Origin of the sequence: Rehaibacterium terrae (assembly GCF_014202935.1) — a bacterium.
Taxonomy (GTDB): domain Bacteria; phylum Pseudomonadota; class Gammaproteobacteria; order Xanthomonadales; family Xanthomonadaceae; genus Rehaibacterium; species Rehaibacterium terrae.
Genome location: NZ_JACHHX010000008.1, coordinates 81,556 through 94,608, shown reverse-complemented (window position 1 = coordinate 94,608; position 13,053 = coordinate 81,556). Strand labels below are relative to the sequence as shown.

The following is a 13,053-nucleotide window of genomic DNA, read 5'->3' as shown; positions in this document are numbered from 1 at the left end:
TCCACGCATGCGTTTCAGCCTCCCGCGCGAAGTCCTTCTCAAGCCGCTGCAGCAGGTCGCCAACGTGGTCGAACGCCGACAGACGCTGCCGGTGCTGGCCAACCTCCTGGTCAACGTCGAAGGTTCGCGCCTGTCGATGACCGGTACCGACCTGGAAGTCGAAATGGTCGCCCGCGCCGAAGTCGAGGATGCGCAACCCGGCGAGACCACCATCCCGGCCCGAAAGCTGTTCGAGATCGTCCGCGCGCTGCCCGACGGCAGCCGGGTCACGCTCAGCCAGGGCGCCGACAAGGTCACCGTGCAGGCCGGGCGCAGCCGGTTCACATTGGCCACGCTGCCGGCCAACGAGTTCCCCGCGGTCGAGGACCTGGAACTGGTCGAACGGATCCGGGTACCGGAGGCCGCACTGAAGGAGCTGATCGAGCGGACCGCGTTCGCCATGGCGCAGCAGGACGTGCGCTACTACCTCAACGGCCTGCTGCTCGACCTGCGCGAGAACGCCTTGCGCTGCGTGGCCACCGACGGCCACCGGCTGGCGCTGTGCGAGGCCGACCTGCCGGCCGGCGCGCAGACCCGCAAGCAGATCATCCTGCCGCGCAAGGGCGTGCTGGAATTGCAACGGTTGCTGGAGGGCGGCGACCGCGAGCTGGAACTGGAGGTCGGGCGCAACCACCTGCGGGTCAAGCGGGACGAGTTCACGTTCACCTCCAAGCTGATCGACGGCCGCTTCCCGGACTACGACGCGGTGATCCCGATCGGCGCCGACAAGACCGTGCTGGTCGACCGCGAGGCGCTGCGGGCCGCGCTGCAGCGCGCCGCGATCCTGTCGAACGAGAAGTACCGTGGCGTCAAGCTGGAGGTCTCGCCGGGCCTGCTGCGGATCGTCGCCCACAACCCGGAGCAGGAGGAGGCGCAGGAGGAAGTCGAGGCCGACACCGCCATCGACGGCATGGCGATCGGCTTCAATGTCACCTACCTGCTCGAAGCCCTGGCCGCGCTGCGCGAGGAGCGGGTGATGATCAACCTGCGCGACGCCAACTCCAGCGCCCTGGTGCGCGAGGCCAGCAACGACCGCTCGCGCCACGTGGTCATGCCGCTGCGGCTCTGATGCGCAACCGTCCGCACCAGACCGTCGACCGCGCCGCCCGATCCCGATCGGGCGGTTGCGTTTCCGGGGTGCGGCAACCCGTCCGCCGATGCACCTGACCCGGTTGCAATTCGCCCGCCTGCGCTGTTTTGACGAAGTGGCGCTGGAGGCGTTGGAGGCCGGGGTGGTTCTTTTCACCGGCGCCAACGGCGCCGGCAAGACCAGTGTGCTGGAGGCCGTGCATCTGCTCGGCTACGGCCGCAGCTTCCGCGGCCGGGTGCGCGACGGGCTGATCCGCAGTGGTGCCGCCGATCTGCAGGTCTACGCCGAATGGCGCGGGGGCAACGACGGCCGCCTGCATCGCGCCGGGTTGCAGCACGCCGGCCGGCACTGGGCTGCGCGGCTGGACGGCGAGGCCGTCGCCACCCTGGCCGATCTGTGTGCCGCCTTCGCCGTGGTGACCTTCGAGCCGGGCAGTCATGAGCTCATCGCCGGTGGGGCCGAGCACCGGCGGCGGTTCCTCGACTGGGCCTTGTTCCACGTGGAACCGACTTTCCTGCCGGTCTGGCGCCGCTTCGCGCGGGCGTTGAAGCAGCGCAACGCCCTGCTCAAGTCGGGTCCGGTCCCGGCCGCGCTGGAACCCTGGGACCGCGAACTGGGTGAGGCCGGCGAACAGCTGACCCGGTTGCGGCTGGGGTTCCTCGACTGCTTGCGGCCGGCGCTGGTGGAGACGGCGGACGAGTTCCTGCCCGAGCTCGGCACCGCCGACCTCGGCTTCCACCCCGGCTGGCGCCGGGAGGAGCTGCCCCTGCACGATGCCCTGGTCCTGTCCCGCGAGCGCGACCTGCTGCTCGGTCACACCACGGTCGGGCCGCAGCGGGCCGACTGGCAGGTGCGGTACGCCGGGCTGCCGGGCCGGGAAAGCCTGTCGCGCGGGCAGGAAAAACTGACCGCGCTGGCCTGCGTCCTGGCCCAGGCGCGCGAGTTCGCCCGTGCGCGTGGCGAGTGGCCGGTCATCTGCCTCGATGATCTCGCCTCGGAGCTGGACCGGCCGCACCAGGAGCAGGTGCTGCGCGTGCTGCTGTCCTCGGGTGCCCAGGTCCTGCTGACCGGAACCGACCCTCCGCCCGCCCTGCGTGCGCTCGACGCCCCGGCCCAGTGGTTCCACGTGGAACAGCGCCGGGTGTTCCCGCGACCGCCGGCGCAGGTGGGGGGCGCGCTATAATCGACCGCTTGTGACCCCCGGTCCGCGCCGCCCTCCCGCGGGACGCGGCCGTAGCCCGGAAAAGCAGCCAGCCATGACTGAACAGACCTACGATTCCAGCCGGATCACCGTCCTGCGCGGCCTCGAAGCCGTCCGCAAGCGGCCGGGCATGTACATCGGCGATGTCCATGACGGCACCGGCCTGCACCACATGGTGTTCGAGGTGGTCGACAACTCCATCGACGAGGCCCTGGCCGGCTACTGCGACCATGTGGTGGTCACCCTGCACAAGGACGGTTCGGTCTCGGTGCTGGACAACGGCCGCGGCATCCCGGTCGACATCCACAAGGAGGAAGGGCGCTCGGCGGCCGAGGTCATCCTCACCGTGCTGCACGCCGGCGGCAAGTTCGACGACAACAGCTACAAGGTCTCCGGCGGCCTGCACGGCGTCGGCGTGTCGGTGGTCAATGCGCTGTCGGAGCGGTTGTGGCTGGACATCTGGCGCGATGGCCAGCACCACCAGCAGGAATATGCACTCGGCGAGCCGCTGTATCCGCTCAAGGCGGTGGGCCCGGCCAGCCGGCGCGGCACCCAGATCCGCTTCAAGCCCAGCGCCGAGATCTTCAGCGACGTCGAATTCCACTACGACATCCTCGCCAAGCGCCTGCGCGAGCTGTCGTTCCTGAACTCGGGCGTCAAGATCGAGCTGATCGACGAACGCGGCGACGGCAAGCGCGACCTGTTCCAGTACGAGGGTGGCATCCGTTCCTTCGTCGAGCACCTGGCCCAGCTCAAGACCCCGCTGCATCCGAACGTGATCGCGGTCAGCGGTGAGCTCAACGGCATTTCCGTGGAGGTGGCGCTGCAGTGGACCGACGCCTACCAGGAAACGATGTTCTGCTTCACCAACAACATTCCGCAGAAGGACGGCGGCACCCACCTGGCCGGCTTCCGCGCCGCGCTGACCCGCACGCTGTCGAACTACATCGAGGCCAACGGCCTGGCCAGGAACGCCAAGGTCACGCTGGCCGGCGACGACATGCGTGAGGGCATGATCGCCGTGCTCTCCGTCAAGGTGCCGGATCCGAGCTTCTCCAGCCAGACCAAGGAAAAGCTCGTATCTTCAGAGGTAAAGCCGGTAGTTGAAGCGATCGTCGGCGAAAAGCTGACATCGTTCCTGGAAGAGCACCCCAACGAGGCGCGTGCCATCGCCGAGAAGGTGGTCGACGCCGCCCGCGCCCGCGAGGCCGCCCGCAAGGCCCGCGAGCTGACCCGGCGCAAGGGCGCGCTGGACATCGCCGGCCTGCCCGGCAAGCTGGCCGACTGCCAGGAAAAGGATCCGGCCCTGTCCGAGCTGTTCATCGTCGAGGGCGACTCCGCTGGCGGCTCGGCCAAGCAGGGCCGCAACCGCAGGACCCAGGCGATCCTGCCGCTCAAGGGCAAGATCCTCAACGTCGAGCGCGCCCGCTTCGACCGCATGCTGGCCTCGGCCGAGGTCGGCACCCTGATCACCGCGCTCGGCTGCGGCATCGGCAAGGACGAATACAACCCGGACAAGCTGCGTTACCACCGCATCATCATCATGACCGACGCGGACGTGGACGGCTCGCACATCCGCACCCTGTTGCTGACCTTCTTCTACCGGCAGATGCCGGAGCTGATCGAGCGCGGCCACATCTATATCGGCCTGCCGCCGCTGTACAAGGTCAAGCAGGGCAAGACCGAGCTGTACCTCAAGGACGACGCGGCGCTGAACCAGTACCTGGTCAACAATGCGGTCGAGGGTGCCGAGCTGGTGCCGGGCGAGGGCCAGCCGGCGATTTCCGGCCCGGCACTGGAGAAGCTCATGCTCGGCTATGCCGCGGCCCAGGAGGCCATCGCCCGCGTCGCCCATCGCTATGACAGTGCCTTGCTCGAGGCGCTGGTGGAGCTGCCGCCGCTGGGCAATGCCGCCTTCCGCGACGCCGACGCCCTGGCCGCGCTCGTCGCCCGGCTGGAGGCCGCGGTCAACGCCACCGGCCTGGGCCGGCCGCGCTACAGCATCCGTGTGCAGGCGGGCGACGACGGGCACGCCGGCGCGCTGGTGGTGGAAAAACGGCACCATGGCCTGAGCAGCGTGCAGACCCTGCCGGCCGGACTGTTCGAGTCCGGCGAGCTGTTGCCGCTGGCGCAGATCGCCGCCGAGCTGCACGGCCTGATCCAGCCCGGCGCCAGCGTGGCCCGCGGCGGCAAGCGCCAGCCGGTGAGCAGCTTCCGCGAGGCGCAGGCCTGGTTGCTCGAGGAGGCCAAGAAGGGCCGCACCATCCAGCGCTTCAAGGGCCTGGGCGAGATGAATCCCGAGCAGCTCTGGGAAACCACGGTCAACCCGGAGACCCGCCGGCTGCTCAAGGTGCGGATCGAGGACGCGGTCGCCGCCGACCAGATCTTCTCCACCCTGATGGGTGACATCGTGGAGCCGCGTCGCGCCTTCATCGAGGACAACGCGCTGAAGGTCTCCAACCTCGACGTCTGAGCGGGAAGGCGGTCGGCGCGCAGGCGCGCGTTCATCGGACCGGTCGCAGGCCGGCCGCCCGAGGCGGGCGGCGGCGGGGTGCGGGCAACGGGACCAGGCCAAGACCGGCGTGTCCGTGCCGCGTTCGCACGCGTTGTCGCTGAATCCCCGGCAGCACAGGCCGCGCGGCGCGCAACGTATCGCGCAACGTATACTGGGGTGCCGCGGCGCGGGGAGCGCCACGACCTGACCCGAGCGGGACGCCCGGACATTCCATGAAGAAGACGCACCTGTACCTGCTGGCGCTCGCGATCGCGAGCGTTGCGCTGTCCGCCATCGTCTACAAGTGGAAGGTGCTGCAGTTTCCGCTGCAGCCGGCGGCGGACGTCGAGGTCTGGACCCTGCAGGCGCGGATCGAATACCAGCCGCGGCGTGGACCGAACACCGTCGCGCTGCAGGTGCCGGCGGAGACGCCCGGCTTCGCGGTGATCGACGAAAAGTTCGTCGCCCGCAATTACTCCCGGCTGGAAGAATCGCACCCCGACGGACGCGAAGTGCAGTGGGCGATCCGTCGCGCTGTCGGCAACCAGGTGCTGTACTACCGCGCCACCGTGGTGCGCGCCGAGCCGCGCGGCCCGGTCCAGTTCGCCTTCGAGCCGCGGCTGGCGGAGGCGCCGGTGCTGGACGGACCGAAGGCCACCGCGGCCCAGACCCTGCTCGACCAGGTGCGCGACCAGTCGGCCGACATCGTCACCTACGCGCGCGAACTGGTGCGGCGTTTCAACGAAGTGCCGGCCAGCCCCGAGGTCGCGATCCTCGCCGAGGACCATGTCACGCCGGAGGCGCAGGCGCGCTTCCTGGCCCAGTTGCTGGCGGTGCGCAACATCCCGGCGCGGGTGATCCACGGTCTGCGTCTGGGCAGCGAGGACGGCCGCACCGCGCTGCAGCCCTGGCTGGTGGTGTGGACCGGTACCGCCTGGGTCACCATCGACCCGCGCACCGCAGCCGAAGGCTTCCCGCGCGACCTGTTCCTGTGGACCGCGAGCGAACGGCCGATCCTGGTGGTCGACGGCAACCCGCGCGCCAGCGTCGAGTTCAGCGTCAGCCGCAACCTCGCCGACGCCATGGCGGTGGCCGAGCGCCGGCTGGAGGTGCAGAACGCCAACCTGGTGAAGTATTCGCTGCTCAGCCTGCCGCTGCAGACCCAGGAGGTCTACAAGGTGCTGCTGATGGTGCCGGTCGGTGCCTTCATCATGCTGGTGCTGCGCAACCTGGTCGGCGTCAAGACCTTCGGCACCTTCATGCCGGTGCTGATCGCGCTGGCCTTCCGCGACACCGGCCTGGTCGCCGGCATCGTGCTGTTCGTGCTGGTGGTCGGTGCCGGCCTGCTGGTGCGTTTCTACCTGGAGCGCCTGCGGCTGCTGCTGGTGCCGCGGCTGACCGCGGTGCTGACCGTGGTGGTGCTGCTGATGGCCGCCGTGAGCGTGCTCGCCAACCAGCTCAACATCGAGGTCGGCCTGTCGGTGGCGCTGTTTCCGATGGTGATCATGGCCATGACCATCGAGCGCATGTCGGTGGCCTGGGAAGAGCGCGGCGGCGGTTCGGCGATCAAGGAGGGCATCGGTTCGCTGGTGGTCGCGGCGCTGGCCTATCTGGTGATGAATTGGGATCCGCTGGAACACCTGCTGTTCGTGTTCCCGGAGTTCCTGCTGATCCTGTTCGCGCTGTCACTGGTGCTGGGCCGCTATTCCGGCTACCGGCTGAGCGAGCTGCTGCGCTTCCGCGCCCTGGCGCGCGAGGCCGACCCGATCGTGCCGCCGCCGGGCAAGGGTTGATATCGCCATGGGCCTGTTCAATCCCTTCACCGTCGCCCGGCGCCTGCGCCGGATCGGGCTGATGGGCATCGGCCAGCGCAACGCCGACTACGTGCTGATGTACAACCCGCGCAAGTTCTATCCGCGGGTGGACGACAAGCTGCTGACCAAGAAGCTGGCGATCGCCGCCGGCCTGCCGGTACCCGACCTGTACGCGGTGGTGCGCGAGGAGCACGAGATCGCCGAGCTGCACGACAGGCTGAAAGAGCGCGAACAGTTCGTGGTCAAGCCGGCGCACGGTTCCGGCGGCGACGGCATCCTGGTCATCGTCGGCCGCCGCGGCGACAAGTACCGCCGCGCCAACGGCCACCTGATGAGCCGCGAGGAATTCGAGCACCACCTCTCGAACGGCCTGTCCGGGCTGTTCTCGCTGGGCGGCCAGCCCGACCACCTGATCGTCGAATACTGCGTGCAGTTCGATCCGATTTTCGACCAGGTCAGTTTCAAGGGCGTGCCGGACGTGCGCATCATCGTCTTTCTCGGCTACCCGGTGATGGCGATGATCCGCCTGCCGACCCGGTTGTCGGACGGCAAGGCAAACCTGCACCAGGGCGCGATCGGCGTCGGCATCGACATCCCCAGCGGCAAGACCAAACGCGGCGTCTGGGGCACCGAAATCATCCGCGAGCATCCGGACACCGAGCACAGCATCGTCGGCCTGGAGATCCCGCACTGGGACCGGCTGCTGGAGATGGCCGCGCGCTGCTACGAGCTGTCCGGGCTGGGCTATGTCGGCGTCGACTTCGTGCTCGACCGCAACAAGGGGCCGCTGATCCTCGAGCTCAACGCCCGCCCCGGCCTGTCGATCCAGATCGCCAACGGCAACGGCCTGCTGGGCCGCCTGCAAAAGGTCGAGGCGCTCAAGGCGGCCGGGCAGCTGTCGGGCGACCCGGCCGAACGGGTCGCCTTCGCCCGCGCGAACTTCCCGACCCTGGGCTGAACATCGTCGCCCCGGCGTGCGGGCGAACGTTCCGGCGCGCCCGGCGGGATCGCCGACGCGGTCGCGGCGTTGACCGCGGGTTAATCTCCGCAGGCGTAGAACCGACCCATCCCCCGAACCGAGGCCCTGCCCATGCGCGCACTGAGCGTCCTCGCCATCGCCCTGTTCACCGTCGCCTGCGCGACCGCGCCGAGCGGTCGCAGCCAGCTGCTGCTGGTATCCGACAGCCAGATGCAGCAGATGGGTATCGCCGCTTTCGAACAGATGAAGGCCAAGGACAAGCTGGCGGGCGACGCCCGGCAGCAGGCCTATGTGCGCTGCGTGACCGACCATCTGGTGCGCGCCTTGCCGGCCGAATGGCAGCGGCTGCCCTGGGAAACCCAATTGTTCGAGGACGCCACTCCCAACGCCTTCGCCCTCCCGGGCGGCAAGATCGGCGTCAACACCGGCATGCTCCGCGTCGCCACCGACCAGCACCAGCTGGCGGCGGTGCTGGGACATGAGGTCGGCCACGTGGTGTTCCGCCACGCCAACGAGCGTGTCTCGCGCAGTGCGCTGGCCGAAACCGGGGTGTCGGTGGTCGGCGCCTACGCCGGGACGCGCGGCTCGCCGGAAAGCACCCGCACCCTGATGGGCCTGCTCGGCGCCGGTGTGCAGGTCGGCGTGCTGTTGCCGTTCTCGCGCGAACAGGAACGCGAGGCCGACGTCTACGGCCAGGAACTGATGGCGCGCGCCGGCTTCGACCCGGCCGCCGCCGTGACCCTGTGGCGCAACATGCAGGCGCTCGGCAACGCCGGTCGTCCGCCGCAACTGCTGTCCACCCACCCCGACCCGGGCAACCGCGTGCAGCGGCTGGCCGAGCGGGCGCCGGAACTGGCTCCCGTATACCAGCGGGCACGGGCCGCAGGGCGCGATCCGAAGTGTGGATGAGCTCCCGGTTTGCTCACTTGAGCGTTTGCACTAGTTACGAGTACTCTTGACAGTTCCCCACGTCGCCCAGGCCTACGGCCGGCGTCGACCCCAGAGGTGTCCACGATGAAGTTGATCTCCATCACCAGGGTTGCGCTGATCGCGCTCGCCGTCGGCCTGCTCACGGCCCCCGCGGCCGATGCCCAGCGTGACCGTCGCTCCGCCCGCTCAGCGCAGGCGACCGAGGTGCTGTTCCCCGATGCCCAGCGCCCGGACAAACCCAACCGGGCCTCGCAGCGCGGCGGCAAGACCCTCACCGCGCTCGTCAAAGAGCGTGACAAGGAAAACTTCGACCGGGTGATCGCCCTGGGCCTGGAGCTGGCCGAGGACAGCCGTGCCAACGACTTCGAGCGTGCACTGGCGCTGCAGTATGTCGGTGCCGCCTACATCGAAAAGGACGACTACCCACGCGCGATCGAGTATCTGCAGCGCGCCGTCGACGCCGACGGGCTGCCGAACAACCACCATTTCCAGACCATGCTGCAGGTGGCCCAGCTGCAGCTGTCGGAGGAGCTGTACGCCGATGCGCTGGTCACCATCGACCGCTTCCTGAACGAGTCCGGCAGCCGCAAGCCGGAACATCTGGCCCTCAAGGGCAACATCCTGTACCGGCTCGAGCGCTACCCCGAGGCGGCGCAGCTCCTGCAGCAGGCCATCCAGGCGCACGAGGCGCCGCCATCCAGCTGGTCGCAGCTGCTGATGGCCAGCTACTTCGAAATGGACCAGCCGCAGCAGGCGGCACGCATCGCCGAGGGTCTGGCACAAGCCAATCCGGACGACAAGGCGCTGCTGCTCAACCTGTCCAGCATCTATGTCCAGGCCGACATGCTGGACAAGGCCGCTGCCGTGCTGGAGGACATGCGCGCGCGCGGCCTGTTCACCCAGGAGCGCGAGTACCAGCAGCTGTACCGCATTTACGCCAACATGGAAGGCAAGGACATGCAGGCGGTGGCGGTGATCCGCGAGGGGCTGGACAAGGGCATCCTGCGGCCTTCGGCCGAGCCCTACACGGTGATGGCCCAGGCCTATTACTTCGCCGACCGTCCGCAGGAGGCCATCGAGGCCTATCGCGAAGCGGCCAAGTACGCCACCACCGGTGACACCGCCCTGAACCTCGCCCGCGTGCTGTACGAGGTCGAGCGCTACGCCGAGGCCAAGCAGGCCGCCAACGAGGCCCTGCAGAAGGGCCTGCGCCGGCCCGGCGACGCCTGGATCATCCTCGGCAACACCGAGTTCTACGGCCTGGACAACCGCGCCGCCGGCATCGCTGCCTTCGAGCAGGCCGCCAAGTACCCGGAAACCAAGGAGCAGGCCGAGCGGTGGCTGAGGCAGGTGCGCCGGCGCTGACCGACCGCAGAACGTTTTTTTCACGCCTGCTTGTTATAAGCTAGGAGATTCCCGCATTCACCGGCCCCTTCCGCCGCCTGCCGCGGTGACGGTGGGTGCCGCGGCGGAAGCAACGCAGTCATTCCCGCATGACGGACATCAAATACAAAATCGAAAGCGAGCAACCGGACCAGTTCAGCTGGATCCGCGTCGCCGGCATCTCGGTGGCCACGGCGCTGCACATCGCGACCGGCCTGTTCCTGCTCGCCCCGGTATCCAAGTCGGCCCCGGCGGAGGAGAAGGAAGACATCGTCCAGGTCACCTTCATCGAGCCGCCGCCGCCGCCGCCGCCGCCCCCGCCCCCGCCGCCGGAGCCGCCCAAGCGTCCGCCGCCGAAGGTGGTCGAACGCCCGCAGCCGGTACCGCAGCCGCCGCCGCCGGAGCCGCCGGTGGTGTTCGAGGACGCCTCGCCGATGGCGGTCGAGGCGCCGCCGCCGGCGCCGCCGGCGCCGCCGGCCCCCCCGCAGGACTACGGGCCGAGCGAGGACCAGACCTACCGCCGGATACGCCCGCCGCGCTATCCGCCGCAGGCACTTCGCAACCGCGAGCAGGGTGAGGTGATCCTCCGCGTTCTGGTGGATACGAACGGCGATCCGATCCAGATCGAAGTCGAGAAATCGAGCCGTTCACGCCTCCTCGACCGTGCCGCCATGGATGCGGTGCGGCAGTGGAAATTCAACCCGGGCATCCGCAACGGCCAGCCGGTCCAGGGCTGGGTGTTGGTCCCGATCAACTTCCGACTTGACGAAGCTTAATCACCAAAGGTACGCGTTATGCTGCAGGACACCACCAACACCGCGGCCGCCCAGGCCGCCAACCAGCCGATCCAGGGTCTGGAGACGGGCGTCGCCGGCGCCGAGCAGTTCGGCTTCGACCACATGATCGGCGAGATGCTGGCGGGCGAGCAGAACGTCGCCGCCTTCATCCTGATCGTGCTGATCGTCCAGTCGCTGGCCGCCTGGTACTACACGATCGTCAACTGGATCCGCAACGCCAAGATCAAGGCCCGCGCGGACAAGGTGATCGCCACCTTCTGGCAGACCACCAATGCCCAGGACGCGATCAAGTTCATGGAGGAGCAGCCGAAGGACGAGCCGTTCTCCAAGATCGCGCTCGATGCCGCCGAGGCCGCCTCGCACCACCAGAAGCATGAAGGCTCGCGCCTGGTCGAGGCCCTGAACCGCTCCGAGTTCATCGATCGCGCCCTGCGCCAGGCGGTCACCCGCGAGAGTTCCAAGCTCGAGAACGGCCTGACCCTGCTGGCGACGGTCGGCTCGACCGCTCCGTTCGTCGGCCTGCTCGGCACCGTGTGGAAGATCTACCACGCGCTGATCGGCATCAGCGTCAGCGGCTCGGCCTCGATCGACGCCGTGGCCGGCCCGGTCGGCGCCGCGCTGATCATGACCGCGATCGGTCTGGCCGTCGCGATTCCGGCGGTGATCGCCTACAACGCCTTCACCCGCCAGAACCGCGTCATCAACACCCGCTTCGACTCGTTCGCGCACGACCTGCACGACTTCTTCGCCACCGGTTCCCGCGTCGGCGATGCGGCCGCGGCGGTCAAGCGCTGAGCCGGTTCGAGACAGCAGGCTGACGGAGACACCCCATGGCATTCAGCGCCAACGAAGGCGAAGGCGGCGGGTTCACCGAACCCAACGTCGTCCCGCTCGTGGACGTCATGCTGGTGCTGCTGATCATCTTCATGGTCACGGCCCCGCTGATGAACCACAAGGTCCAGATCGTGCTGCCGGAGGCGGCGCTGCAACAGCGGCCGGAGGTGCCACCCCAGATCATCACGCTGTCCATCAAGGAGACCGGCGAGATCTTCTGGAACGACCAGCCGGTCACGCGCGAGCTGCTGGAGACGCAGCTCGCCGTGGAAGCGCAGAAGACGCCGCAGCCCCAGGTCGACATCCGCGCCGACAAGACGACCCGCTATGCGATCGTCCAGGGCGTGATGAAGACCGCCAAGGATGTCGGCATCCGCAAGATCGGCTTCGTGGCCACTCCTTCCAGCTGATATCCGGAGCAGCATCGCATGGCCTTTTCATCGCAACAGGGAGCCGGCGCCAAGTGCGACATGAACGTCGTGCCGCTGATCGACGTGCTCCTGGTACTGTTGATCATCTTCATGGTCACCGTGCCGGCCGTGTCCTACCAGATCCAGATCGACCTGCCCCAGGCCAGCCGTGCGCAGCCTGAGCAGCCGAAGGATCCGCCGCCGCCGATCGCCCTGCGCATCGACGCCAACGGCGAGATCTTCAAGGACGGTGTGCCGGTGCTGATGCGCCAGCTGACCAACGACTTCATCGCCGTGGTCAATGAGGCCCAGTACAACGACCGGCCGCAGCCGACCCTGGAGATCGAGACCAACCCCGACGCCCAGTACCAGGTGCTGGCCGAGGTGCTGGCGATCGCCAAGAACGCCGGCATGGAGAAGATCGGTTTCGTCGAGACCCTGCGCTAGTCCTGCGCGCAGCCTCGCAGACCGCGAAAACGCCGCCTTCGGGCGGCGTTTTTCGTTTTGGTCTCGCCGCCTCACGTAGCGGGCAAAGGGCACCGTCGCCGCCGGCCAGGCTTGCCGGCTTGGCCGAGCCGGCGTAAGAAGGAGGCGTCCACCGCCACGGAGACGCGTCATGGCTTTCCGCTCGACCGGTGATACCCCGCGGGCCGAAATCAACATCGTGCCCCTGATCGACGTGCTGCTGGTGTTGCTGATCATCTTCATGGTCAGCGCGCCACTGGCGATCCAGCGCATCCCGCTCGAGCTGCCGTACCGCAGCATCGAGACGTCGCCACCGCCCGACACGGTGCTGCGCCTGCGGATCGCGGCCGACACATACTGGCTGGACGGCGCGCCGCTGCCGCCGTCCGCACTGCAGGAGCGCCTGCGCCAAGTCGTGGGCCGCGCCCCGGACGCCCGCCTGCAGCTGGCCACCGACCACGACAGCGAATACCAGACGCTCAGCTTCGCCCTCGCCGCAGCGCGCAATGCCGGCTTGACCGCGATCGACGTGGAGTAGACGGCAGGCTGCCCATGCGGCGCGTCCGCCGCCTTTCGTCCGCGACCGAACGGGCGCGCGAGGGTGCGCGGCTGTCCGC

At 68.6% G+C, this 13,053-nt stretch carries 12 protein-coding genes; all 12 read left to right on the top strand.

The window, feature by feature from the left end; genetic code table 11:
- Positions 1 to 7: 7 nt before the first annotated feature.
- The 12 genes from dnaN to HNQ58_RS07180 all read left to right on the top strand — a co-directional run bounded on the left by dnaN (position 8) and on the right by HNQ58_RS07180 (position 12,974).
- On the top strand, positions 8 to 1,108 hold the full coding sequence (gene dnaN, locus HNQ58_RS07235; RefSeq protein ID WP_183948239.1) for a DNA polymerase III subunit beta: 1,101 nt from the start codon (positions 8 to 10) through the stop codon (positions 1,106 to 1,108).
- 88 nt (positions 1,109 to 1,196) lie between these two features.
- The gene (recF, locus tag HNQ58_RS07230) at positions 1,197 to 2,312 is read left to right on the top strand and encodes a DNA replication/repair protein RecF (RefSeq protein WP_183948238.1); all 1,116 of its coding nucleotides are present in this window, start codon (positions 1,197 to 1,199) and stop codon (positions 2,310 to 2,312) included.
- Between the two features lie 73 nt (positions 2,313 to 2,385).
- Positions 2,386 to 4,803, top strand: a complete 2,418-nt coding sequence (gene gyrB, locus HNQ58_RS07225) for a DNA topoisomerase (ATP-hydrolyzing) subunit B (protein WP_183948237.1) — start codon at positions 2,386 to 2,388, stop codon at positions 4,801 to 4,803.
- A gap of 254 nt (positions 4,804 to 5,057) precedes the next feature.
- Entirely contained in the window at positions 5,058 to 6,617 is a 1,560-nt protein-coding gene (locus HNQ58_RS07220; protein ID WP_183948236.1) for an inactive transglutaminase family protein, read from the top strand.
- A 7-nt stretch (positions 6,618 to 6,624) separates the two neighbouring features.
- Positions 6,625 to 7,596, top strand: a complete 972-nt coding sequence (locus HNQ58_RS07215) for an alpha-L-glutamate ligase-like protein (RefSeq protein WP_183948235.1) — start codon at positions 6,625 to 6,627, stop codon at positions 7,594 to 7,596.
- 132 nt (positions 7,597 to 7,728) lie between these two features.
- Positions 7,729 to 8,526 (top strand): M48 family metallopeptidase, encoded by a 798-nt coding sequence (locus HNQ58_RS07210; protein ID WP_183948234.1) that lies wholly within the window; start codon positions 7,729 to 7,731, stop codon positions 8,524 to 8,526.
- Positions 8,527 to 8,631: 105 nt separating this feature from the next.
- Complete coding sequence (locus HNQ58_RS07205) at positions 8,632 to 9,912, top strand: tetratricopeptide repeat protein (protein WP_183948233.1); 1,281 nt, start codon at positions 8,632 to 8,634, stop codon at positions 9,910 to 9,912.
- A 128-nt stretch (positions 9,913 to 10,040) separates the two neighbouring features.
- Positions 10,041 to 10,706 (top strand): energy transducer TonB, encoded by a 666-nt coding sequence (locus tag HNQ58_RS07200; RefSeq protein WP_183948267.1) that lies wholly within the window; start codon positions 10,041 to 10,043, stop codon positions 10,704 to 10,706.
- 18 nt (positions 10,707 to 10,724) lie between these two features.
- Positions 10,725 to 11,522, top strand: a complete 798-nt coding sequence (locus HNQ58_RS07195) for a MotA/TolQ/ExbB proton channel family protein (protein ID WP_183948232.1) — start codon at positions 10,725 to 10,727, stop codon at positions 11,520 to 11,522.
- A gap of 35 nt (positions 11,523 to 11,557) precedes the next feature.
- Entirely contained in the window at positions 11,558 to 11,971 is a 414-nt protein-coding gene (locus HNQ58_RS07190) for an ExbD/TolR family protein (RefSeq protein ID WP_183948231.1), read from the top strand.
- A 60-nt stretch (positions 11,972 to 12,031) separates the two neighbouring features.
- The gene (locus tag HNQ58_RS07185) at positions 12,032 to 12,418 is read left to right on the top strand and encodes an ExbD/TolR family protein (protein ID WP_246417145.1); all 387 of its coding nucleotides are present in this window, start codon (positions 12,032 to 12,034) and stop codon (positions 12,416 to 12,418) included.
- A 169-nt stretch (positions 12,419 to 12,587) separates the two neighbouring features.
- Positions 12,588 to 12,974, top strand: a complete 387-nt coding sequence (locus tag HNQ58_RS07180) for an ExbD/TolR family protein (RefSeq protein WP_183948229.1) — start codon at positions 12,588 to 12,590, stop codon at positions 12,972 to 12,974.
- The last annotated feature ends 79 nt before the right edge of the window (positions 12,975 to 13,053 follow it).